Consider the following 23,206-nt stretch of genomic DNA (forward strand, 5'->3'; position numbering starts at 1 on the left):
GTGGCCGACGATTTCGGCAAGGCGCATCTTCAACCGCACGAAATGTGACGCATCACGGGCAAGACAACGAGAGGCTTTCGAAGATGGGCCGAAGCGCAAAGCTTCGGCTGAAAGCATCCGGCAATCCTGCCCCATGACAGGTCAACGGTTGTTGTTGGCAGCACCGGCCCATCCGGCCTGCCTTCGGTTTCGCTTCGCACCGGCATAAGGCGCGAGGGAAACTGGTCTCAAGGGTTCATACCCTTCATAAGCATCCGGCGGGCGTCCAGGTGAACGCCCGCCGGAAATTCTATTAGCGGCGGATACCGAGGCTGGTGATCAGCTTGGTATAACGGCCTTCGTCCTTCTTCTTGAGGTAGTCAAGAAGCGAGCGCCGGCTGGAAACCATCGTCAGAAGGCCACGACGGGAGTGGTTGTCCTTCTTGTGGTCCTTGAAGTGGTCCGTGAGGTTGTTGATGCGCTCGGTCAGGATCGCAACCTGGACTTCCGGAGAACCGGTGTCGCCTTCTGCGGTCGCATATTCCTTGATCAGCGCAGCCTTGCGCTCAGCAGTGATCGACATCGGATGGTCCTTTCTATGAGAGGAAATTAAAGTCGCCAAACGCCGGGATGTCGTCCAGCATTGGCCGCGAATGCAATCAGGCATGCCTGATGCTGGCGCTGCCTATAGACCATTTGCGGTGCAAAGGGAAGAGCTGCGATTCCTCCCCCCTTTTTCAGGGGCGGTGACGCCTAGACGAACACGCGCTTGGGGCGGAATTCACCCTGGCCGATCTCGCCGATTGCGATCAGCTTGCCGCGCGCCGTTGCATAGGCCTCGGTTTCGGCGATCGGCGCATCGCGGCCGCGCACGAGAATGGGGTTGCCCATCTTCAGGCGGTGCGCCTGGTCGTCGTTGATGACGAGATGCGGCAGCGAAGACAGAGCCTCGGCCGTATCGATCAGCAGCGCGTCGAGAGCGGCGAGCCGCTCGTCGGCATCCTCGATCTCTTCCAGCGCCACCAGATCGGCAAGTGGCACCATCGTCTCTTCGGCGAAGGGGGCGACAAAGCTGCGGCGCAAGCCGGAAATATGGCCGTAGCAGCCGAGTTCGCGGCCGAAATCGCGGGCAAGCGCCCGCACATAGGTGCCCTTGCCGCATTCCACCTCGAAATGCGCCGTATCGGCGTCGGGGCAGGCGAGCAGCGTCAGGCGGAAGATTTCGACTTCGCGCGATGGGATCTCGACCGTCTCGCCCTCGCGGGCAAGATCGTAGGCGCGCTCGCCTGATATCTTGATGGCGGAAAACTGCGGCGGAACCTGCTGGATGACGCCGGTATATTTCGGCAGCAGCGCGCGGATGTCCTCTTCGCTCGGCCGCGTGTCCGAGGTGGCGGTGATTTCGCCTTCGAGGTCGTCGGAAGCGCGCTCTTCACCCCAGGTCACGGTGAATTCGTAAATCTTGCGACCGTCCATGACGTAGGGAACCGTCTTGGTGGCATCGCCGAGCGCGATCGGCAGCATGCCGGATGCGAGCGGATCGAGCGTACCGGCGTGGCCGGCCTTCTGGGCCTTGAACAGCCACTTGATCTTGGAAACGGCTTCGGTCGAGCCGAAATCGACCGGCTTGTCGAGGATGAGCCAGCCCGAAATCGGGCGGCCCTTGGGCTTGCGTGGCTTGGACATTCTCTGTCTCTGTTATTGATCTTGGTCGTTGTCGTCTTCGAGGTCGCGGCTGACCTCGGGCGAGCGCAGCAATGCGTCGATCTTCTGATAGTTGTCGAAGCTCGTATCGTCGCGGAAGCGCACTTCCGGCATGTATTTCATCTGCCGGAGCTGCGGGCCGAGACGGCCGCGAATATATTTCGCATGGCGGTTCAGCGCCTCGATGACGGCGCCGTGGTCGGCAACGCCGAGCGGCGTCACGAAGGCGGTGGCGATTTTCAGATCCGGCGACATGCGTACCTCGGAAATGGAAATCACGGTGCGCTCGATCAGGTCGTCGCGCACTTCGCCGCGCTGCAGAACCTGCGTGATCGCTGAGCGCACCTGCTCGCCGACGCGAAGCATGCGCTGCGAAGGCGCGGAAGAAGTTGGTCTGGTCATGGTTGTTCCGTTAGCAGCGTCCCTTGGACGCGATAAAGGGGGTCAAATGACTCGATCCGGCGCAAAGGTCAAGGCTGGACAGGGTTCGCAGCCCGCCAGAAGCCGAGAATCCTTGCGAATGCGGCATCCTGCTCCCTCTGATCGGAAAATGCGGAGGCAGGAATATAGGTGACAAAGGATTCGAGATCGAACTCGATCCTCCGGTCGACGCGGCGAATATTGATGACTTCGCTCCAGCCGAGCCAGATCGTTGTATTGGTCGATGCCCAGGAGGCGCCTTCTGTATTGGCGGTCACGGTGATGGCGACGTTCGGGCGAATGCGTGAACGCATTACTACCAGTCGTCGCCGCATCGCCCATCGGGCGTAAACCAGAATGAGCGCATAGATCATCAGCGAAGGCACAAGCCATATAATGGCAATGTCGGCTTCGTGGATGGAAGGCGATAGTCCGAAGACGGGGATGTAGACATAGCGTCTTAGCAAATAGAAAAGAACCGGCAGGCCCGCGCCGACGGCAATCGCCGATATGAAGAACCATCCGACCTCGTTCTGGGCTTTCTGCGGGCTGCGGCCTGCTAGGCGTCGGCCCGCCCGCAGCATCACCGCAACATGTTCGTCGGGCTGGCGCTGGAAGGAAACGATGACTGAATCGTGGTCTTCAGACCCATTGGTCATAGCTTCGGTTCATCCTCGCTCGGTCGGATCCAATAAAAAACCGCCGGTCTTGGCCGGCGGTTTCGATATCTGGTAAATCGAAGGACTGCTTACAGCGTGCGGGTGATATGCTCGACGCGGAAGCATTCGATCGTGTCGCCGGCACGGATGTCCTCGTAGTTTTCGAAGGCCATGCCGCATTCCTGACCCATGTTGACTTCCGAGACTTCGTCCTTGAAGCGCTTGAGCGTCTTGAGCTTGCCTTCGTGGATAACGACGTTGTCGCGCACCAGACGGACGCCGACGCCGCGCTCGACCTTGCCTTCGGTAACGCGGCAACCCGCGACCTTGCCGACCTTCGTGATGTTGAACACCTCGAGGATTTCGGCGTTGCCGAGGAAGGTTTCGCGGCGCTCCGGAGAGAGCAGGCCCGACATCGCTGCCTTCACGTCATCCACCAGATCGTAGATGATGTTGTAGTAGCGGATTTCGATGCCTTCACGCTCTGCGAACTGACGTGCCTGGGCATTGGCGCGAACGTTGAAGCCGATGATGGCCGCGTTCGAGGCTTCGGCAAGCGAAATATCCGACTCTGTGATGCCGCCTGCGCCCGAATGGACGATGCGGGCGCGGACTTCGTCGGTGCCGAGCTTGTCGAGCGCGCCGGCAATGGCTTCGATCGAGCCCTGCACGTCGCCCTTGACCACCAGCGGGAATTCCTTCACGCCGACGGTCTGCAGCTGGGTCATCATCTGTTCGAGCGAACCGCGCTGGCCGGACTGGCGGGCAGCGGCCTTGTCGCGGGCCAGACGCTGACGATATTCGGAAATCTCGCGAGCGCGGCTCTCGTTTTCGACGACGGCGAACTTGTCGCCTGCCGCCGGCGTGCCCGAAAGACCGAGAACCTCGACCGGCGTCGCCGGTGTCGCTTCCTTCACATGCTCGCCCTTGTCGTTGATCAGCGCGCGCACACGGCCCCACTGATCGCCGGCAACGACGATCTGACCGGGACGCAGCGTGCCCTTCTGAACGAGGACGGTGGCGACGGCGCCACGACCGCGATCGAGCTGGGCTTCGATGACGGTGCCTTCCGCCGTGCGGTTCGGATTGGCCTTGAGGTCAAGGATTTCCGCCTGCAGCAGGATGGCTTCGAGCAGCTTGTCGAGGTTGGTGCGGTTCTTCGCGGAAACTTCCACGTCGAGCACTTCACCGCCCATGGATTCGACGAAGACTTCGTGCTGCAGCAGTTCCGTGCGGACCTTCTGCGGGTTGGCTTCGTGCTTGTCGATCTTGTTGATCGCCACGATGATCGGAACACCCGCCGCCTTGGCGTGGTTGATCGATTCGATCGTCTGCGGCATCACGCTGTCGTCGGCTGCGACAACCAGGATCGCGATGTCGGTCGCCTGGGCGCCGCGGGCACGCATCGCCGTGAAGGCGGCGTGGCCGGGCGTGTCGATGAAGGTGATCTTCTGACCGTTCTGCTCGACCTGATAGGCGCCGATATGCTGGGTGATGCCACCGGCTTCGCCGGCCACCACGTTGGCATGGCGGATAGCGTCGAGCAGCGAGGTCTTGCCGTGGTCGACGTGACCCATGATGGTGACGACGGGCGGACGGGAAACCAGTTCGCCTTCCTCGTCGGCAACGTTGAAGATGCCCTGTTCGACGTCGGATTCCGAAACGCGCTTGACCGTGTGGCCGAATTCGCTCGCGATGAGTTCGGCCAGATCGGCGTCGATCACGTCGCCCGGCTTCATCATCTGACCTTCCTTCATCAGGAACTTGATGACGTCGACGGCGCGTTCGGACATGCGCTGCGACAATTCCTGAATGGTGATGGTTTCAGGCAGAACGACTTCTCGCGAGATCTTTTCGCGCGTTTCCTGCATCTGGCTGCGGCGGAACTTTTCCTGGCGGCGACGCATGGCCGAAAGTGAGCGTCCGCGGGCGGAGCCGTCCTCGTCGACATTCGCCGTCGTTACCGTCAACTTGCCGCGACGGCGCTCGTCGTCGGTTTTTGGGCGCGTGGTGACAGGCTTAGCCGGCTCGGGGCGGATGACCTTGCCGCGTGCCGGGGCACCGCGCGGCGGACCACGATCGCTCTCTTCTTCATTGACCCGACGGCGGTTGGCCGGCGCCTCGCCGGCGGGAGCGCCGGGACGCGCGGGCTGCGGAGCCGCATCCGGACGACGCGCAACGACAGGAGCCGCTGCCGCCTGGACTGCTGGCTTCGGAGCTTCCACCGGCGCGGGAGTCGCGACCTTGGCTTCGGCAGCGCGGGCAGCCTCTTCGGCGGCGCGGCGCGCGGCTTCGGCCTGCTCGGCGATGCGACGTACTTCCTCTTCTTGGCGGCGACGTGCTTCTTCCTCGGCGCGACGAACGGCATCCGCGGCGTCGCGGGCCTGGGCATCGGCGAGGGCGCGACGGCGCGCGTCCATTTCATCGGCGGACAAATGGTTCAGAACCACCGGCCGCGACGTGCGTTCCTGCTGCGGACGCTGCTGGTAGCCCTGGTTGGGCTGTCCCGATCGCTGCTGCTGGCCACCCGGCTGATGAATGCGCGGCGCTGGCTGCGGCGGACGCGGCGGCTGTGGCGTCGGTTCCGCGACGCGCGTCACCGATGGCGTTGCGGCAGCCGCCGCCGTCGAAGCTGCGATCGGCTTTTCGTCTTCAGGGCGCAGCGGGCGGCGCTTGCGGGTTTCAACCACGACCGCCTTGGTGCGACCGCGGCCCATGTCCTGGCGCACGGTGCCCTGGTTTACGCCTGATGGTTTCAGGGTGAGAGTCTTCTTACCTGAAACATTCAGCGTCTTGTCGTCTTGATTGTCGGTCATTCCGTTCCCGTTCCTTCGGACAGGGCTCGGAGTAGTCCGTCAGGCCCTGTCGTTCAATGCATGTACCTTAATGAGGCGTCCGGCATAGGCCGGTGACCGCGTCATTGTTTTCGCCGGCCAGCGCCGCCCGTTGCCCGGGACTGACCGCCGTTGCGGTACCGTTCGAGCAGGTTTGCGCGCTTCACTACACCCTCACCCGCCTGCCCTGCAAGCGCTGCGGCATGGATAAAAGCGTTCTGGCCCATCAGTTCTTCCATCTCCGCTTCCGTAAAGACACGGAAGGAAGGTATTTCCTTTTCGGTTTCCATACCGAGATGCCAGGCCTTTCGTGCCTGGTCGATCTTGCGGACGCCGTCGTCGGCAGCGGCGATCGCATGGAACACGGCAAGTGCCGAGCCGTTGCGAACGGCGCCATCAACCTTCGACGAACCGCTGACGAACCGGCCCGCCTTGCGCGCCATGTGCATCATCCCGGCCAGTTGCGCCACGAGAAGACGGTCGACGATGGCACCAAGATCGGCCGGTGCCGTCACTTCCGCCTTCAGGGCGCGAGAAAACAGTTTCTTTGCCACTGCCTTGTCCACCAGCGCCCGGTCGAGCTTGACCCAGCAGCCGCGTCCCGGCAGTTGCCGCTTCAGATCGGGAACAACGGTCCCGTCTGGAGCGGCGACGAAGCGGATCAATTCGTCAGGCGATCCGCTTTCGCGTGTCACGATGCACATGCGGCCATTTGCGCCGTCACCGCCGAGATCATCGTCCTCGGGCGGTGCGCCAGGCCCCTCGGTGATCGTCATGCTTGTTGCTCGGTTTCGTCCTCCGCGACCTCTTCGGTCTCAGCGGCGAGATCGGCCTCGGTGATCCAGCCGGCGAGCAGGCGAGCCTGCACGACCATCTGTTCTGCTTCGACGCGCGAGACTTCGAGCTTGGAGAACAGGCCTTCGAACTTCTTCGTCTCGCCGTTCTTGCGTTCGCTCCAGCCGACGAGGTCGTCTGCGGCGCAGCCGGCGAAGTCCTCGATCGTCTTGATGCCGTCCTCGCCAAGCGCGACCATCATCTGTGCGGTCATGCCGTTGATCTGCCGCAGCTCGTCGGAGACGCCGAGCGCCTTGCGCTTCTCGTCCATTTCGGCCTCGAGCTTCTCAAGATATTCGCGGGCGCGGGTCTGGATTTCCTGGGCGGTATCTTCGTCGAAACCGTCGATGGAAGCGATTTCATCGAGATCGACGTAAGCCAGTTCCTCGACGGCGGCAAAGCCTTCGGAGGCCAGAACCTGGCCGACCATTTCGTCGACGTCGAGCGCGTCCATGAACAGGTTGGTGCGCTCGTTGAATTCCTTCTGACGGCGTTCCGATTCCTCGGCTTCCGTCATGATGTCGATATCCCAGCCGGTCAGCTGCGAAGCGAGACGGACGTTCTGACCGCGGCGGCCGATGGCGAGCGACAGCTGCTCGTCCGGAACCACGACTTCGATGCGCTCTGCATCTTCGTCGAGAACGACCTTGGCGACTTCGGCTGGCTGCAGCGCGTTGACGACGAAGTTCGCCGGCTCGTTGGACCAGGGAATGATGTCGATCTTTTCGCCCTGCAGCTCGCCGACGACCGCCTGGACACGCGAACCGCGCATACCGACGCAGGCGCCGACCGGATCGATCGACGAGTCGTTCGAGATGACGGCGATCTTGGCGCGCGAGCCCGGATCACGGGCAACCGACTTCACCTGGATGATGCCGTCGTAGATTTCGGGCACTTCCATGGTGAAGAGCTTGACCATGAACTGCGGATGCGTGCGCGACAGGAAGATCTGCGGGCCGCGCTGTTCGCGGCGGACGTCGTAGACATAGGCACGGACGCGGTCGCCATAGCGGAAGTTTTCGCGCGGGATCATCTCGTCGCGGCGGATGATGCCTTCGCCGCGGCCGAGGTCGACGATGACGTTGCCGTATTCGACGCGCTTGACCGTGCCGTTGACGATTTCGCCGACGCGATCCTTGAATTCGTCGAACTGACGGTCACGCTCGGCTTCGCGCACCTTCTGCACGATGACCTGCTTGGCCGACTGGGCGGCGATGCGGCCGAAATCCATCGGCGGCAGCGGATCGGCGATGAAATCGCCAAGAGCGGCGTCCGGGTTGCGGTCGCGGGCCAGTTCCAGCGGGATCTGCGTGGAATAGTCCTCGGCCTTCTCGACGACTTCGAGCAGGCGCTGCAGACGGATTTCACCGGTCTTCGGATTGATGTCGGCGCGGATGTTCGACTCCGTGCCGTAACGCGAGCGCGCCGCCTTCTGGATCGCGTCCGCCATTGCGGCAAGCACGATCTCGCGGTCGATGACCTTTTCGCGCGCCACTGCATCTGCGATCTGCAGAAGTTCTAGCCGGTTCGCACTGACTGCCATTTTTAGTCTCCGTCTTCCTGCCCTGGGGTTCCCGTCCCGTCAGGCGGTTCGTTGATCGGTTATTCTTCGTCTTCGTCCGCTTCGTTCTGGTTCGCTGCCTCGGCTTTCGCCAGCTTGTCGGCGCGCAGCGCGTCGCGGATAAGATCGTCCGTCAGGATCAGCTTGGCTTCGGCCAACGTGCTGAACGGAATTGTTACAAGCGGTTCCTCGCCACGGGTAAGCTGGTCGCGCTCGATCGTGAAACCATCGGCATCGACGGCAACGATCTTGCCGCGGAAGCGCTTGCGGTTATCGACGAGGATCGATGTTTCGCACTTGACGAGGTGGCCGATCCAGCGCTGGAAATCCGATTTGCGCACCATCGGACGGTCGATGCCCGGCGACGACACTTCCAGATGATACGCCTTGTCGATCGGATCTTCCACATCGAGAACCGGCGAAATGGCCGTAGAGACCGCTTCGCAGTCCTCGACGGTCATGGTGCCGTCGTTGCGTTCGGTCATGATCTGCAGCGTCAGGCCGTTCAGGTTGAGGAGGCGCACGCGCACCAGGCGGTAGCCCATGCCCACAAGGACGGGCTCGATGATGGCGGCGACACGCTGATCAAGGCCGGTTTCGACGATCAGCCGCGGTTCATTGGTATTGTCTGCGTTTGTCACGTCCGACAAGCATTCACTCCTGCATTGTTCATGCATTGGGAGATCGCGCTAATAAAAAAGAGCGGGTCCTTGCGGCCCACTCTTCATCACACGATCAAGAATTTGAAGCCGATATAAGCCTGTTCCCGTCAAATTGCAAGGTCTTCGCACTGAAACCCGGCTTTGGCGGTTATTTGCGGAATTCTGCAGCAAATACCGCCACGTCTTCCGAAGCCAGCGCGCGAGGCGCTGGTGGCTCACCATGGAAGTTCTACCTGACGCCGAGGACGAACCGCGCATTCCTTAGCATGCCTGCGGAACCAGTCGATCTCCTGGCTCGGGTCGAATTGTGGCACCGTGCGTCCCAAGCAACTTCCCTGACCGCTTGCCTTCCCTTACAATCCCGTCCGGATGCGGAGGATTCCACCATGAGCGAAGACGCCTTCAACATGTCGATCCGTAAGTTCCTGAAGGAAGTCGGCGTGACCTCGCAGCGCAAGATTGAGGAGACGGTGCGCGAAGGGCGGACCGGAGGCAAAAAGCTGAAGGTCCGCATGACGCTGACGGCGGAAGGCACCGGCCTCAACCACGTTGTGGACGGCGAAATCGAACTTCCGTAAGCAGGCGAAGTGATCAAGCGGCATCTTCTGATGCGACCAAAGCAACGCAACGGTGCTTACGTCAGCCGTGCCGCGCGCCGCGAAAGTCATCTTAACCGGTTTTCAGGCCTTGTTGGTGAACCACACCGTCGGTGTGCCCAACACGCCTCCCTTGCGCATCGCCGCTTTTAGCTCTTCCAGCTTGCCGAAGGCTTGAGCTGCTTCAATCGTGGCAAACTCATGGGTGACGGTAACGTCGTTGGGATTGTCGGTGGCCTGATAGACCGCCTCTGCCGTAACCCCGTTTGCCTTCTGTACGGGCCGAAACTCATCATATACTTTACGCCAGGCCGCGTAGTCCGAAACATCGTGCCTCACAAACAGCGTCGTCATCTCATCCTCCGGCGTTTGCATTTTCACGTTGGGACGTCCCGTCGTTAGGATACCACTGAAATGACGTTCGCGCTTGGGGAATATCCGGCTGTTTGTACTTGGGGTTATTCGCTTGCCGAATGCGGACAGAGCGACCTTGCGTCTGGGTCAGGCCAGTTCTTTCAGCCCGGTCGGCCTGGGACCGGAGCGAAGAAGCACACTACTTCCGGAAAGCGCCCGAAAGCCGCCACTGGCAGCATCTGCCGCTGAATTCCGCCTATTTCAGCAGGCCGAGCATCGAGCTGTCGGGATAGCAGGTGGGCTTGCGGCCGCTCTTTTCCTGCCATTGGCCGATCGACCGTCGGGTCTTATAGCCCGGCAATCCGTCTGTGCCGCCGACATCGTATCCCTTGTGCTCCAGGGTCACCTGCATACCGGCGACGTCGGAACGCAGCATCTTGCCGACATCGCCCCATTGGCCCTGGAAGGCGCCGGAGCCATTCGCGATCCGGTCGGCGAGATTGCCGATATAGAGGCCGTAGAGATCGGAATTGTTGTATTCCTTGATGACGTAGAAATTCGGCGTGACGATGAATTCCGGCCCGTCGCGGCCGGCCGGCACCAGCATCATGCCGCCGGCGCGCATCTCGTCGGACGGAAATGCCTTGTCGGCAACCCGCTTGATCCCGAGCGATGCCCATTGCGAGATCGGCTTGGCAAGATCCGGCCCCTCCTGGGCGCAGGAGACATTCTGCGGAATGGTGACTTCATAGCCCCAGCTTCGTCCGCGCTGCCAGCCCTTCTGAACCATATAGTTGGCTATGGATGCCAGGGTATCCGGCACGGAGGTCCAGATATCGCGGTGGCCGTCGCCATCGAAATCGACCGCATATTTCAGATAGTTGGTCGGCATGAACTGCGGCTGGCCCAGCGCACCCGCCCAGGAACCCCGGAACTGATCCGGCGTGACGTCGCCATGTTCGAGAATGCGCAGCGCTGCGATGATCTCGGTGCGGAACATGTCCTTGCGGGTGGACATGAAGGCCTTGGTCGCCAGCACCTGGATGGCCGAGTTCGGCAGCTTGGCAATGCCGAAGCCGGTCTCGCGGCCCCAGATGGCGAGCAGGATCGGTCCCGGGACGCCATAGGTCTTCTCGATCCGGCGCAGCACCGGCGCATATTGCGAGGCGAGGCCTCGCCCGGTCGCGGCCAGTTTCTGCAGCCGCGCCTCGTTGAAGTAGGGGGCGGGGGAGGAGAACTCGGCCTGCGTCTGCTTCTGCTCCTTGGGTTTCGGAAAGCCCGGCGGCACGAGGTCAGGCAGATCCCAGTTCAAAGTCACGCCGGCGAAGGCGGCCTTGAAGGTCTTTTCTGAAATCCCGGCTTTCTGCGCCTCCGGCCAGAGATCCTTCTGTATCCAGGCCTGAAACTGGACTTCGACATCGGCCTTGGAGGCGGCGAGTGCGGGCAGGGGGAGGAGGGCGAGGAGAAGGATGAAGAGCAGGGAAAGTAGGTTTTGCGCGCGCAGAGCCGACGATACCCCCCTCTGTCGCTGTCGCAACATCTCCCCCATAAGGGGGGAGATTGTTGGGAGTTCGCAGTCGCTTCCCTCGGCGTTATCTGCTTTGGTTTCTGCGGCTGCAATATTGGTTTGAGGCAGGTGGGTGCTACAGGCAACCAATCTCCCCCCCTGTGGGGGAGATGTCACAAAGTGACAGAGGGGGGTATGCACTCTCCTCATGCGCGATCCTCTCCGTCTCAAATCGTCGTTCTCGCCCTGAGCGCCGCCGTCAGCGTGCCTTCGTCGAGATAATCGAGCTCGCCGCCGACAGGCACGCCATGGGCAAGGCGCGTGATCTTGACCTCGAGGCCTACGAGCTGATCGGTTATATAGTGTGCTGTGGTTTGCCCTTCGACCGTGGCGTTGACGGCGATGATGATCTCTCGGACGCCGCCTTCGCCGACGCGGGCTATCAGGCCGCGAATGTTGAGATCGTCAGGCCCTACGCCATCGAGCGGCGACAGGACGCCGCCGAGCACGTGATAGGCGGCGTTCATCGCGCCGGCGCGCTCCAGTGCCCAGAGGTCGGAGACATCCTCTACGACGATGATGACGGACTGGTCGCGGCGATCATCGGTGCAGACGGTGCAGGGGTCGACGGTATCGACATTGCCGCAGCGCGAGCAGATCTTCACCTTGTCGTAGGCTTCGCCCATGGCGTGGGACAAAGGCCCGAGAAGCTGATCCTTCTTCTTGATCAGATGCAGCGCCGCCCGGCGCGCCGAGCGTGGCCCGAGCCCCGGCACCTTCGCCAGAAGCTGGATGAGTTTTTCGATTTCGGGGCCGGTGACTCGCTTTGCCATGCGAGGCTTTTAGCTCATATGCTCAAGGAACGGAATCACGGAAGCGATGGTTAAGCGATGAAAATTCCGGCCGTTTGCCTATCTGCCCTGTGCAGATGGGCGACTGGGTGACCATGCGGGACATGATGACAACCTTCGGCAGGCGCTTGTCGCCGGAGGATCAGGCGCGCTATCTTGCGGCACCCCTCCACCACAAGCCGCGCATCATGCTCGAGACCGAATTCCAAGCTCACCGTATGGCGATGGCCACGGCCGCGCCTGCCATGGTGCCGGCGCTGGCGCGGTTGGCGATGCGCACGGCGCGGCGGCTCTTCAGGAAAGTTCGAGCTTTCGCGGCAAGCATCGCCCAGGACAGATCGATGACGATCAGCACCACGAACATCGTCGCCACCAGCTCGGCCCAGCCGGAAAGCGTGACGGCGTGCAGATCGATGATCGAGGGCAGCAGCGCCACATAAAAGACCATGATTTTCGGATTGCCCATGGTCACCGTGAAGCCGGCAAGGAAGAGCCGGGCAGGCGACTGCGCATCCGGGAGCTCTTCTTCCGTCGTATCGGCGGCCGCAAACCACATTTTCCAGGCGAGATAGAGCAGATAGGCGACACCGATCCATTTGATCACGACGAAGGCGACATGGAAAGTTTCGGCAATGGTCGCAAGGCCGGCGACGGCGAAGGTCAGCCAGATCGCTTCGCCGAGCCACATGGCGGAGAGGAAGGGCAGCACGTTGCGCGCGCCCTTCGTCAGCACGCGCGCCACCAGCGCGGCGATGTTCGGCCCCGGCGATCCCGCGGCAATGAACAGGGCACCGGCAAAAACAAGCAGCGTCGACAGGCTCATTGCATTCCCTCCGTCAGGCAGGCCATACGATATTTAGAAAGATGCCCAGAGATAGCATTCCGGCCTGGCTTTTCCAAACGCTAGGTTTTACTCGCGGCAGAGCCGCGCGCGAAAGTCTTCGAAGATTGTCTTGCCTTCCGGCCAATCCCCCAGACCGGATGCGGCGTTGATATGGCCTCGCGCCCCAACGTCGACGAGAGTGCTGTCCCATATTTCGGCGCTACGGCGTGCATGGTCGAACGAGCCGAATGGATCGTCGGTGCTGGCGACGAGCACGGATGGAAAAGGTAGCCGCTGCCGGGGCGGATTGGCGAAGCTGCCGGCTTCGGCGAGATAGATGTCGCCTGTGGGGTCGGGCGCAGCCACCAGGAAGGCGCCTAGGATTGCCGTTTTCCTTGCCGGCGCCCAATGGGCTATGAGCTGGCAGGCAAGGCTGTGCGCGATCAGGATCGGCGGCGTTGCCGAGCGGGCGATTTCTTGCTCAAGTGCGGCGATCCAGTCCGGCAGCTCCGGATTGTCCCAGCTCGATGGCTGAAACCGCCGCGCGCCATGATCCTGCCGCTCCCATAATGTTTGCCAGTGACCTTCGCCGGAGCCGCCGAGCCCCGGAAGCATGATGATGTCGCTCATCCCTATCTTTTCTCCACAGTTGGTGATGGAGAAAAGCTGACATGTCGTTTGATCGATTGACATTGCAATTCATCGGATAAAACTTTCGCCAACCGATGAATTGAAGGTGAGCAATGGATAGTGTGGAAAGAGGGCTGGATCCGACCGATTTGTCGGTCATCGAAATCCTGCAGCAGGACGGACGAATCTCGGTATCGGAGCTCGGCCGCCGCGTCGGTCTTTCGCAGCCGGCGGCGTCGGAGCGGCTGAAGCGGCTGGAAGAGCGCGGCGTGATTGCCGGATACCGCGCGGTCATCGATCCCGTCGCCGTCGGGCTCGGCATGATGGCAGTCATCCGGCTGCGCACCACGCATGAGCATATCCGGCCCTATCTGAAGCAATTTTCCGAAATGCCCGAGATCATCGAAGTGCTCAGGCTGACGGGCGAGGATTGCTTCCTGCTCAAGGTTCTCGTGCCGACACCGTCAGACCTTGAAACCATCGTCGATTCCATTGCCCGCCATGGCGCGGTGACGACATCGCTGGTGCTGCGAAACGAACCGACAAAGGCGATCGGCCGCGATCTCATTCGCAAGGCGGCCGCCCGCTGATGGATGAGCCCGCCAGTCTTAGAACGGCAGCTTGAAGCCGGGCGGGATCGGCAGGCCGGCGGTCAGTTCGCGGGTCTTTTCGGCGGCGATCGCCTCGGCCTTTTCCTGGGCATCCTTGTTGGCGGCAACGATCAGGTCTTCGAGGATTTCGACGTCGTCTTCCTTGAAGAGCGACGGATCGATCTTGAGGCCTACCATCAGACCCTTGCCGTTGACGGTGACGGTGACGAGGCCGCCGCCGGCCTTGCCTTCGACGCGAATGTCGGCGATCTCCGACTGCATCTTCTCCATCTTCGCCTGCATTTCCTTCACTTTGCCCATCATGCCCATGATGTCGCGCATCGTCATTGGTCCTTCTTCTGCAAGTGTCTGTTTCTCTTCGGCCAGGATATGCCGCCATGGTTGCCGCCGGCGTCAAGCCGATACGGTTTCGCTGCCGCCCATCTTAGCCTTAGAATTCTATATCGTCGCCCGGCAGGATATCGCCATCGACGGATTCGGCGGCTGCCGGCGGAGCCGCGGCTTCCTCTTCGTCGTCCGTCTCGGGTGCCCGCACCCGCACGTCGATGATCTTTGCGCCCGGAAATTGAGCGAGGATTGCCGCGACATCGGGGTCCTGCCGCGCATCGGCGACCCGTTGCTTCTGTGCGTTGGCCTCGGCCTCTACCAGCGTCGGCTGGCCTTCTTCGCGGCTGAGGCTGACGATCCAATGGATGCCGGTCCATTCCTTCAGCTTGACGGCCAGTTCGTTCAGCAGCGTGCCGGGAGCGCCTGGCGTCAGGCTGACATCGAGCCGGCCCGGCTCCAGCTTGACCGGGCGCACGAAGGTGCGGACCAGCGCCTTCAGCTTCGGATCGCGCTTCTGGCTGGCAAGCTCGGCAATATCGGCCATCGAGTTGACCGGCACGAGCGGCTTCGGGGCTTCGGCAGGCCTCTGCTCGATGCGGCCGACGGGTTGCGAATCCGGCTGCGTATTGGGCACGGCGCGCAACATGGCGACCGGTGCCGAAGGCGCGGGGCGTGGTGCCGGCGTTTCGACGGCTCGCGCCATGGCGTTGCCTTGATAGGAAATCGCTCCTCCGCCGCCGTTGCCCATCGGTGCCGACGGAGATGGGCGGGAGCCGCCATTGCCCTCGGAAAATTCCGCCAGCCTGCGTGCCGCATCTTCCGGCGCCGGAAGGTGGGCGGCATGCGCCAGCCGGATCAGCACCATTTCGGCAGCACCCGCGGTGCGCGAGGCATTTTCCGTCTCGGCAATGCCCTTGAGCAGCATCTGCCAGATGCGCGACAGCGCCGTCACCGCCACACCCTGGGCAAATTCCATTGCTTTCGTGCGCTCGACTTCGCTCAGCGACGGATCGTCGGCGGCGTCGGGCACATATTTGAGGCGGGTGACGAGATGGGTGAAATCGGCAAGGTCTGTCAGCACGACGACAGGATTGGCGCCGGCTTCATACTGGCTGTTGAATTCGGCAAGCGCTGCCGAAACGTCGCCTTTGACGATATGGCCGAAGAGATCGACGATGCGGGCGCGGTCGGCAAGCCCAAGCATCGCACGTACCGCTTCGGCAGCGACGAAGCCGCTGCCATGGGCGATCGCCTGGTCGAGCAGCGACAGACCGTCGCGCGCCGAGCCTTCGGCAGCACGGGCGATCATGGCGAGCGCTTCCGGCTCAGCCTCGATGCCTTCCTTGCCGGCGATGGTGGTGAAAAGGCCGACGAGATCGGAGGCGCTGATGCGGCGCAGATCGAATCGCTGGCAGCGCGACAGCACCGTGATCGGCACCTTGCGGATTTCGGTGGTGGCGAAGATGAATTTCACATGCTCGGGCGGCTCTTCCAGCGTCTTCAATAGCCCGTTGAAGGCCGCCGTCGACAGCATATGCACTTCGTCGATGATGTAGACCTTGTAGCGGGCCGAAACCGGACGGTAGCGCACCTGCTCGATGATCTCCCGGATATCGTCGATACCGGTATGCGAGGCGGCGTCCATCTCGATGACGTCGACATGCCGGCCTTCCATGATCGCCTGGCAATGCTCGCCGGGTTCGCGCAGGTCGATGGTGGGCCGATCGATCGATGCGGTCTTGTAGTTGAGGCCGCGCGCAAGGATGCGGGCGGTCGTCGTCTTGCCGACGCCGCGCACGCCGGTCAGCATATAGGCCTGCGCGATGCGTCCGGTCTCGAACGCGTTGGTCAGCGTGCGAACCATCGGCTCCTGGCCGACCATCAGGTCCGTGAAGTCCTTGGGTCTGTATTTGCGGGCCAGTACCCGGTAACCGGTGCCGGTCGAGGCGGCATCTTTTGCTTGTCGCTCGCTGTCGCTCATCGCCCTGCTTATTGCCCGGTGCCCTAGCTTATAGCCCGGCGAAAGCCGGGTCTTGCTTTCAGAAAGGGTGGGAGGCTGGCACGATGACCCGTGCCGGGCTCGTTAGGGCTGCTTCCTTCCGGACCTGACCCGGTTGGCGAGTGGCTCGTCCACCACCAACCTCCCGGATGCACATATCGGCAATATCGTCATCAAAAGCAAGCCAAGGTCAAAAAAAACTGCTAAACATTTGATAAAACAATGGAGGATGCCCCCTTGAAGGAGTTTGCGCTCGACGATCGTCTGGCGAATGACAGCGTTTCCGTCGCCATCACAGGCCTTTGCGACGTGCGGCTGATGAAGGATCGCCGCTGGCCCTGGCTTGTGCTGATCCCGCGCCGCCCGGACAAATCGGAGGTTTTCGATCTGACCCCGCTCGATCGGGTCTTGCTGACCTTCGAAACGGACAAGGTCGCAAGTGCGCTGAAGACGCTGACGGGTGCCACAAAAATCAACGTCGGGGCACTTGGAAATATCGTCCGTCAGCTGCATGTTCATGTCATTGCGCGGTTCGAAGGGGATGCCAACTGGCCAGGCCCGGTCTGGGGCTACGGCAAGGCGGAGCCCTATTCGGACGAAGACATGAACAGCCTCATAGCCAAGTTGCGGGAAACGCTTTCACAATGAGCCATTCCATCTTTTCCTCGGATGCGCCGCATCCGGAAGCCAGCAGTCTCACCGCCTTTGCGGAAAACCAGCTCAACCGGGATGCCGAGCATCGCGACGAGGAATCGATCAAGCATGCACTGGCCAAGGAAGGCACGCATATCCTGGCCTTTGCCCAGGATCGGCTGGTCTTGAAACATGACGGGCAGGTGCTCGACCCGCTATTTGCCCGCTACGAGCTGCAGGACCTTGATCCGAATTGGGATGAAGCCGTGTTGCTCGGCTATCGCAACACCGGCGAGCCCCGGCTGGCCGTGCCGGTGCGCATCAATGCGGACGAACTTGCCAGCCATTACAAGCCGGCCGACATGCGCTCGCTCTGGCGCGATCTTCTGCTGGAAGGGGAAATCCTGGGCGAGGCGGCGCAGGGCATGAGTCTTGTTCGCTGGAACAGCGACAATCGCTTCTGCGGCCGTTGCGGATCGATCATGGAAAGCCGCATCGGCGGTTACAAGCGGGTATGCACGGCCTGCGAACACATGATCTTCCCGCGCACCGACCCGGTCGTCATCATGTTGACGATCGACGAGGAGCGCAATCGCTGCCTGCTCGGCCGCAGCCACCATTTCGCGCCGGGCATGTATTCCTGTCTGGCCGGCTTCGTCGAGCCGGGCGAAACTATCGAGAATGCCGTGCGTCGCGAGACCTATGAGGAATCGGGTATTCATACCGGTCGTGTGCGTTATCATGCCTCCCAGCCCTGGCCGATGCCGCATTCGCTGATGATCGGCTGCTACGCCGAGGCGAAGTCGACCGAAATCCATATGGATGATGCCGAGCTTGAGGATTGCCGCTGGTTCACGCCGGAAGAAACGCTTGCCATGCTCGACCACGTCTCGGCATCAGGCAATACGTCTCCGCCCAAGGGCGCCATCGCCCATCGCCTGATGCGCGACTGGGTGGAGTGGAAACGCTAGGTTCTGTCTTGCCATGGCCCGCTCGGAACGATTGCTGACGCTGTTGCAGACGCTGCGGCGCTACCGCCGCCCGGTCAGTGGTGCGGTCTTGGCGGAGGAAACCGGCGTCAGCCTGCGCACGCTCTACCGCGATATCGCCAGCCTGCAGTCGCAGGGCGCCATGATCGATGGTGAGCCTGGTATCGGCTATGTGCTGAAGCCCGGCTTCATGCTGCCGCCGATGATGTTCTCTCAGGACGAGATCGAGGCGCTGGTGCTGGGGTCGCGATGGGTGGCCCGCGCGACCGATTCGCGACTGGCGGCGGCCGGCGCCGATGCTCTTGCCAAGATCGCCGCCGTGCTGCCCGCCGAAATGCGCGAGGCGATCGATCAGGCCGCGGTGGTCGTCGGCACGCGGCGCATCACCGAGGACAAGGCCGACCTCTCGCTCATGCGCAAGGCGATCCGCACCGAGCGCATGGTACAGCTGACCTATGGCGACGTGAACGGCACTATTTCGACCCGGCGCATCTGGCCTTTTGCACTCGGCTATTTCGACAATTCGCGCATCATCATGGCCTGGTGCGAGCTGCGGCAGGACTACCGCCATTTCCGCGCCGACCGCATCGTCGATTTCGCCGTGCTGGAGGCACGCTATCCGCGCCGCCGTGTTGTCCTCGCAAAGGAATGGCAGGCCAAAGAGGGCATTGCCCACAATTGATTGGCCGACTCAACGCTACTGCCAGAAACTGTCAGTAGGCATGACTATGATGGGCACCATCCAAGCAGGAAGGAGCACCGATCATGGCAAGCCCAGTTCTTATCGTCTCGAGGGAAACACACGGCGTCGTGGCGCGCGAAGACAGGGGCTTCTCTCCGTTTGCGTGGCTAAAGCACCTTCTGCAGATTGCAGGTCGATATTTCGTCGGCTGCCGTTATCGCCTCGATCTTGATGAGACGCCGGATTTCGTGAAGCGCGATCTCGGCTTCCTCGACGGGCATGCCCCGTATCGCGAGGAAAACGGGATGCGCTGACGCGCATCCTCATAACCATCGGACTATCCGCCAACGCATTCATCACCGGCAGGCACCGCCTGTCCGCCGGTCAGCAACCATCATGCCTTCATATCCACAACAACCGAGAGGAATATCCAAATGACCAGTCCAAACCTCATCATCTTCTACGTCAAGGATCCGGCCGAAAGCACGCCGTTCTACAAGGATCTGCTCGGCCGCGAGCCGGCTTTCGCTTCGCCGACTTTCGTGGCTTTCGCGCTCGACAATGGTTTCAACCTCGGCCTCTGGCGCCGCAGTAGCGTCGAGCCGCAGCCCTCCGCCATCGGCAATCGCGGCGAACTGGGCTTCATGGTCGAGGGCGAAGGTGCGGTCGAGAAGCACTACAAGGAATGGAAGGCGCGCGGCCTGCCGATCGCGCAGGAACTGACGACGATGGATTTCGGCCCGACTTTCGTCGTGCTCGATCCGGACGGCCATCGCCTCCGCGTTTGTGAGCCGGATAAGTAAGGCGATAGCGTAGGGCTTGCCCCTCACTCTAGCCCTCTCCCCCGCTCGCGGAGGGAGGGGAAGACCTCTGTACCCTCGCTTGAGAAGGCGGCCGCCCTTCGGAGGCTCAGGAGGCCGGATGAGGGGGCTCAACGGGAAGACTTAGAGATCGCCCCGCATCGGATGGCCCTTGTAGACGCCGAGGATGCGGACCTTTTCGGAGAAGAAGCGCAATTCTTCCAGCGCACGGCGCACATGCGCATCGGAGGGATGGCCCTCGATGTCGGCATAGAACTGCGTCGCGACAAAACGGCCGCCGAGCTGATAGCTTTCCAGCTTCGTCATGTTGATGCCGTTGGTGGCAAAGCCGCCGAGCGCCTTGTAGAGTGCGGCTGGAATGTTGCGCACGTTGAAGACGAAGGTGGTGACGATCTTCTCCTCTGGCGAGCTGCGCTCCGCCCAGTTCTCGTCACGCGACAGCACGACGAAGCGCGTCATGTTGTCTTCGGTATCCTCGACATTCTCGGCAATGATTTCCAGGCCGTAGAGGTCGGCCGCCAGCCGTGGCGCCAGCGCTGCCATGCTGCGGTCGCCGGTTTCCTTCACCAGCTTGGCGGCACCGGCGGTATCGCCGGCGATGACCGGCTTCCAGCCATTGGCGCGCACGATCTTGCGGCACTGGCCGAGCGCATGGATGTGGCTATGCACCGTGCGGATCTCTTCCTTCTTGACGCCTGGCAGCACCATCAGCTGGAAGCGGATCGGCATGAAATATTCGCCGACGATATGCAGGCGCGATTCCGGCAGCAGGTGGTGGATGTCGGCGACGCGCCCGGCAATGGTGTTCTCGATCGGGATCATGCCGAGATCGGCTTCGCCATTGTCGATCGCAGTAAAGGCGTCCTCAAAGGTCTGGCAGGGCAGCGGCTCCATGGTCGGGAACATGTCACGGCTCGCCATATCGGAATTGGCGCCGTAGTCGCCCTGGAAGGAGATCTTGTTGGTCTTGGTGATCATGGGACTGCCTTTGGGGGAATGCCGTCAGAGAGAGGCGGCGGAAAGAATGCGTCGGGCCTTTTCAAGGTCCTTGGGAGTATCGACACCGAGCGGGACCGTGTCAACGATCTCCACATCGATGCGCATGCCGGCTTCCAGCGCCCGCAGCTGCTCCAGCGATTCGCGCCGCTCGAGCGTCGATGGGCCGAGGCTCACGAATTTCTCCAGAGCTGCGCGGCGATAAGTGTAGAGGCCGATATGATGGTAGAGCGGGCCGTTGCCGTAAGGGGCGGTGGCACGGGTGAAGTAAAGCGCGCGCAGGCGGCTGGGTGAAATGGCCGAGCCGACCACCTTGACCACGCTCGGCAGCGTCTTCTCTTCCTCGTCCTTGATCTCGACGGTCAGCGTGGCGATGTCGACGGCCGGATCTTCGAGCGGACGCAGTGAGGCGCGGATGGTCTCGGGATCGATCGTCGGCAGGTCGCCCTGCACGTTGACGACGATTTCGGCGCGGCCGTGCGGGTCTACGGCCTGCAGCGCCTCGTAAATGCGGTCCGAGCCGGACTGATGATCGCCTCGCGTCATGACGACATCGAAGCCGGCTTTGGCGACCGCGTCATAGGTATCCTGATGGTCGACGGCGACGACGATGCGACCGATCGCCGCCTCGCGCGCACGCTTGGCAACCTGTACGATCATGGGCAGGCCGCAAATGTCAGCGAGCGGCTTCCCCGGCAGGCGGGTGGAGGCCATTCGGGCGGGAATAAGGACCAGCGTCTTGTCTAAATTTGAATCTGTCATTGTTGGGCCTTCTATTCCTGCAGGAAAAGTGTCAAAACGTCTCACGGTGGAGGCCGTTTACAGAGTTGCAAGAAACAGCCAAAAGACATAGGTTTCGCGCGAATTCAAGATGGGCCGGCTGAGGATGCTGGCGGCGAGGGGAGCATAGCAGATGAATTCATCCTACGTGAACATGGGAGTCGGGGCACTTTTGGCCACGCTGTTCGTGTTGAAGTCCGTGTCGCTCGCGTCAGGATTTATTTTCCATTCAGAGACACCGGAAAAGCCGGGTTTTGCCATTGCTGCCGCCGAAGAACCGGCAGCCGGCGGTGACAAGGGCGCAGCCGCCAAGCCGGATACGCCGATCGCTCAGCTGATGCAGAAGGCGGATGCCAAGGTCGGCGAGACGATCTTCAAGAAGTGTCAGGCCTGTCATTCCGGAGAGAAGGGGGGGCCGAACAAGGTTGGCCCGGATCTCTGGGGTATCGTCGATCGCCCGGTCGCCGAGCATGAGGGCTTCGCCTATTCGGCCGGCATGAAGGATTTTTCCAAGGGCGGCTCGCAGAAGTGGACCTACGATCACCTCTATCACTTCCTGGCTTCCCCGAAGAAGTTCGTTGCGGGAACCGCGATGGGCTTTGCAGGCCTGCCCAAGGAAGAGGATCGCGCCAACGTGATTGCCTACCTGCGCACGCTCGCCGATACGCAGGTGCCGCTGCCGGACCCGAACGCGCCGGCTGCTACGAACTAAAAACCGCATGAAGGATTGAAAACCCGGCCGTCGAGGCCGGGTTTTTCGCGGTTGCGAATCAGATCGAATGCCGGCGTGAACGCGTCCTTTGATCGAGGTCGAAGACCTTCAGCCCATCTTCGGCGCTTGGCGGTTTGCGCCAGTCCTCCGCGATCAGCGCCTTTCTGGCATCGCGCAGGCCGGCCTCCCAATGCTCGTGCATCGATAGCGACGAAAACTCGTAATCTTTGGAGTTCGACCGGAACTGCTTGTTGCGGTAGATCAGATGGATGATGGTGACGCCATAGTCCGAGCAATGCTTCTCCAGCTTCTTGATCTCCGGATCGGCCTTGGCCTCTTCGGGAAGCCGCGCATAAAGTTCCGATATGGCGCGACGCAGGCGATGACGCTCCAGGAAGAGATCGGTGTTGAGGCGCGTACGGCTGGAATAGGTGATGTCCTTACGTCGTTCCTCGACTTCCTCGAGGTCCTGCGGCAAGGGGCCGACGGCGCTGAAGAGATCGACCTGAAACACCACCGTATCGACGCTTGCGCCATTGCGCAGCACGTAGGTGAGCGGCGTGTTGGAGACCAGGCCGCCGTCCCAGTAGTATTCACTGCCGATCTTGATGGCCGGAAAGCCCGGCGGCAGGGCGCCGCTCGCCATGATGTGTTCCGGCGCGATCTTGATATCCCTGTTGTCGAAGAAGGCGAAGTTGCCGGTCCGCACGTTGACGGCGCCGAGGCTTAGCCGCACGGGGCCGTGATTGATTCGGTCGAAATCGACATGGTCGAGCAGCGTCTGGCGCAATTGCTCGGTATCGTAGATGCTGGTCGCGCCTGCCGAGCCGCGTGCCTGGAACCAGGCGGGGATCTGCCAGGGGGAAAAGAAGCCCGGCGCTCCGAAGGTCGATACCCACCAGCTGCTGACCGTGCGATAGAAGGGGCTGGTCTCGCGCTGTCGTTCCATCAGAACATCGACGGGAAGCTGGATGGTGACCTTGTTCCAGAAGGAGCGCAGTTTCTCAAGCCGCTCTCCGGGCACGTTGCCGGCCATGATGGAAGCGTTGATGGCGCCGATCGAGATGCCGGCGATCCAGTCCGGGTCGATATTCTGTTCTCTGAGTGCTTGAAAGGCGCCGGCCTGATAGGAACCGAGCGCGCCGCCGCCCTGAAGTACGAACACTTTGTGCGAATAGGCCGACGCGGGATTGGTATGCGGAGCTGCAATATTCATGTGCCATCCTTTGCTGCGCTCCGGGT

General features: G+C 61.8%; 26 protein-coding genes and 1 other RNA gene. 8 read left to right on the top strand and 19 right to left on the bottom strand.

The genetic code is table 11. The annotated features are described in order from the left end of the window. Positions 1-292: 292 nt before the first annotated feature. The 8 genes from rpsO to rimP form a co-directional block, all read right to left on the bottom strand. Positions 293-562 carry a 30S ribosomal protein S15 gene (gene rpsO / locus RHSP_RS29640; RefSeq protein WP_004127740.1) on the bottom strand — a complete coding sequence of 90 codons (270 nt, stop codon included), beginning with the start codon at positions 560-562 and terminating at the stop codon, positions 293-295. Positions 563-732: 170 nt separating this feature from the next. Continuing rightward, entirely contained in the window at positions 733-1,665 is a 933-nt protein-coding gene (gene truB, locus RHSP_RS29645) for a tRNA pseudouridine(55) synthase TruB (protein ID WP_004127742.1), read from the bottom strand. Between the two features lie 12 nt (positions 1,666-1,677). After that, positions 1,678-2,085, bottom strand: coding sequence for a 30S ribosome-binding factor RbfA (rbfA, locus tag RHSP_RS29650; protein ID WP_004127754.1), 408 nt, complete (start codon positions 2,083-2,085; stop codon positions 1,678-1,680). A 68-nt stretch (positions 2,086-2,153) separates the two neighbouring features. Further along, positions 2,154-2,762, bottom strand: coding sequence for a hypothetical protein (locus RHSP_RS29655; protein ID WP_004127756.1), 609 nt, complete (start codon positions 2,760-2,762; stop codon positions 2,154-2,156). Between the two features lie 89 nt (positions 2,763-2,851). Continuing rightward, positions 2,852-5,578 (bottom strand): translation initiation factor IF-2, encoded by a 2,727-nt coding sequence (gene infB / locus RHSP_RS29660; RefSeq protein ID WP_004127758.1) that lies wholly within the window; start codon positions 5,576-5,578, stop codon positions 2,852-2,854. 101 nt (positions 5,579-5,679) lie between these two features. Beyond that, complete coding sequence (locus tag RHSP_RS29665) at positions 5,680-6,372, bottom strand: RNA-binding protein (RefSeq protein WP_004127760.1); 693 nt, start codon at positions 6,370-6,372, stop codon at positions 5,680-5,682. Continuing rightward, positions 6,369-7,973, bottom strand: a complete 1,605-nt coding sequence (gene nusA, locus RHSP_RS29670) for a transcription termination factor NusA (RefSeq protein WP_004127763.1) — start codon at positions 7,971-7,973, stop codon at positions 6,369-6,371. Before nusA ends, RHSP_RS29665 begins: the two co-directional genes overlap by 4 nt. Before the next feature lie 59 nt (positions 7,974-8,032). After that, positions 8,033-8,641, bottom strand: a complete 609-nt coding sequence (gene rimP, locus RHSP_RS29675; protein WP_004127766.1) for a ribosome maturation factor RimP — start codon at positions 8,639-8,641, stop codon at positions 8,033-8,035. A gap of 398 nt (positions 8,642-9,039) precedes the next feature. On the opposite strand from rimP, the gene RHSP_RS29680 reads away from it, so the two are divergent. Further along, a complete protein-coding gene (locus tag RHSP_RS29680; protein ID WP_037155250.1) occupies positions 9,040-9,231 on the top strand; it encodes a DUF6494 family protein in 192 nt (63 codons plus the stop codon). A 102-nt stretch (positions 9,232-9,333) separates the two neighbouring features. On the opposite strand, the gene RHSP_RS29685 is transcribed toward RHSP_RS29680, so the two are convergent. The 5 genes from RHSP_RS29685 to RHSP_RS29705 form a co-directional block, all read right to left on the bottom strand. Continuing rightward, complete coding sequence (locus RHSP_RS29685; RefSeq protein ID WP_004127768.1) at positions 9,334-9,603, bottom strand: antibiotic biosynthesis monooxygenase; 270 nt, start codon at positions 9,601-9,603, stop codon at positions 9,334-9,336. Between the two features lie 256 nt (positions 9,604-9,859). After that, positions 9,860-11,152 (bottom strand): lytic murein transglycosylase, encoded by a 1,293-nt coding sequence (locus tag RHSP_RS29690; RefSeq protein WP_200863303.1) that lies wholly within the window; start codon positions 11,150-11,152, stop codon positions 9,860-9,862. Between the two features lie 185 nt (positions 11,153-11,337). Continuing rightward, the gene (gene recR / locus RHSP_RS29695; RefSeq protein ID WP_004127770.1) at positions 11,338-11,943 is read right to left on the bottom strand and encodes a recombination mediator RecR; all 606 of its coding nucleotides are present in this window, start codon (positions 11,941-11,943) and stop codon (positions 11,338-11,340) included. 229 nt (positions 11,944-12,172) lie between these two features. Further along, entirely contained in the window at positions 12,173-12,784 is a 612-nt protein-coding gene (locus RHSP_RS29700; protein WP_004127771.1) for a LysE family translocator, read from the bottom strand. Between the two features lie 87 nt (positions 12,785-12,871). Then, positions 12,872-13,414, bottom strand: a complete 543-nt coding sequence (locus RHSP_RS29705) for an RBBP9/YdeN family alpha/beta hydrolase (RefSeq protein ID WP_004127772.1) — start codon at positions 13,412-13,414, stop codon at positions 12,872-12,874. 113 nt (positions 13,415-13,527) lie between these two features. On the opposite strand from RHSP_RS29705, the gene RHSP_RS29710 reads away from it, so the two are divergent. Beyond that, positions 13,528-14,004, top strand: a complete 477-nt coding sequence (locus RHSP_RS29710; protein WP_004127775.1) for an Lrp/AsnC family transcriptional regulator — start codon at positions 13,528-13,530, stop codon at positions 14,002-14,004. Between the two features lie 18 nt (positions 14,005-14,022). Here the strand turns inward: RHSP_RS29710 and RHSP_RS29715 are convergent, their stop codons facing one another. The 3 genes from RHSP_RS29715 to ffs all read right to left on the bottom strand — a co-directional run bounded on the left by RHSP_RS29715 (position 14,023) and on the right by ffs (position 16,497). Next, complete coding sequence (locus tag RHSP_RS29715) at positions 14,023-14,346, bottom strand: YbaB/EbfC family nucleoid-associated protein (protein WP_037155519.1); 324 nt, start codon at positions 14,344-14,346, stop codon at positions 14,023-14,025. Positions 14,347-14,455: 109 nt separating this feature from the next. Next, the gene (locus RHSP_RS29720) at positions 14,456-16,333 is read right to left on the bottom strand and encodes a DNA polymerase III subunit gamma/tau (RefSeq protein WP_004127781.1); all 1,878 of its coding nucleotides are present in this window, start codon (positions 16,331-16,333) and stop codon (positions 14,456-14,458) included. A gap of 67 nt (positions 16,334-16,400) precedes the next feature. Then, an RNA gene (gene ffs, locus RHSP_RS34135) (signal recognition particle sRNA small type) lies at positions 16,401-16,497 on the bottom strand. Between the two features lie 91 nt (positions 16,498-16,588). On the opposite strand from ffs, the gene RHSP_RS29725 reads away from it, so the two are divergent. From RHSP_RS29725 to RHSP_RS29740, 5 genes are all read left to right on the top strand, one after another. Further along, positions 16,589-16,999 (top strand): HIT family protein, encoded by a 411-nt coding sequence (locus RHSP_RS29725; protein WP_081615376.1) that lies wholly within the window; start codon positions 16,589-16,591, stop codon positions 16,997-16,999. After that, complete coding sequence (nudC, locus tag RHSP_RS29730) at positions 16,996-17,955, top strand: NAD(+) diphosphatase (RefSeq protein ID WP_037155259.1); 960 nt, start codon at positions 16,996-16,998, stop codon at positions 17,953-17,955. The genes RHSP_RS29725 and nudC overlap by 4 nt, the downstream gene beginning before the upstream one ends. A gap of 13 nt (positions 17,956-17,968) precedes the next feature. Beyond that, the gene (locus tag RHSP_RS29735; protein ID WP_004127790.1) at positions 17,969-18,655 is read left to right on the top strand and encodes a helix-turn-helix transcriptional regulator; all 687 of its coding nucleotides are present in this window, start codon (positions 17,969-17,971) and stop codon (positions 18,653-18,655) included. An 83-nt stretch (positions 18,656-18,738) separates the two neighbouring features. Beyond that, entirely contained in the window at positions 18,739-18,969 is a 231-nt protein-coding gene (locus tag RHSP_RS34960) for a hypothetical protein (protein ID WP_004127794.1), read from the top strand. Positions 18,970-19,089: 120 nt separating this feature from the next. Continuing rightward, positions 19,090-19,458, top strand: coding sequence for a VOC family protein (locus tag RHSP_RS29740; protein ID WP_004127798.1), 369 nt, complete (start codon positions 19,090-19,092; stop codon positions 19,456-19,458). A gap of 141 nt (positions 19,459-19,599) precedes the next feature. Here RHSP_RS29740 and RHSP_RS29745 read toward each other — a convergent pair whose 3' ends face one another. Next, on the bottom strand, positions 19,600-20,454 hold the full coding sequence (locus RHSP_RS29745; protein ID WP_037155262.1) for a prephenate dehydratase: 855 nt from the start codon (positions 20,452-20,454) through the stop codon (positions 19,600-19,602). Between the two features lie 24 nt (positions 20,455-20,478). After that, positions 20,479-21,234, bottom strand: a complete 756-nt coding sequence (locus RHSP_RS29750) for a 3-deoxy-manno-octulosonate cytidylyltransferase (RefSeq protein ID WP_037155266.1) — start codon at positions 21,232-21,234, stop codon at positions 20,479-20,481. 151 nt (positions 21,235-21,385) lie between these two features. Between RHSP_RS29750 and RHSP_RS29755 the strand changes: the two genes are divergently transcribed. After that, the gene (locus RHSP_RS29755; protein ID WP_004127802.1) at positions 21,386-21,964 is read left to right on the top strand and encodes a c-type cytochrome; all 579 of its coding nucleotides are present in this window, start codon (positions 21,386-21,388) and stop codon (positions 21,962-21,964) included. A gap of 58 nt (positions 21,965-22,022) precedes the next feature. Here RHSP_RS29755 and RHSP_RS29760 read toward each other — a convergent pair whose 3' ends face one another. Beyond that, entirely contained in the window at positions 22,023-23,180 is a 1,158-nt protein-coding gene (locus RHSP_RS29760; RefSeq protein ID WP_004127804.1) for a patatin-like phospholipase family protein, read from the bottom strand. Positions 23,181-23,206 lie beyond the last annotated feature (26 nt).

This window comes from Rhizobium freirei PRF 81 (assembly GCF_000359745.1).
In the GTDB taxonomy this organism is placed as follows: domain Bacteria; phylum Pseudomonadota; class Alphaproteobacteria; order Rhizobiales; family Rhizobiaceae; genus Rhizobium; species Rhizobium freirei.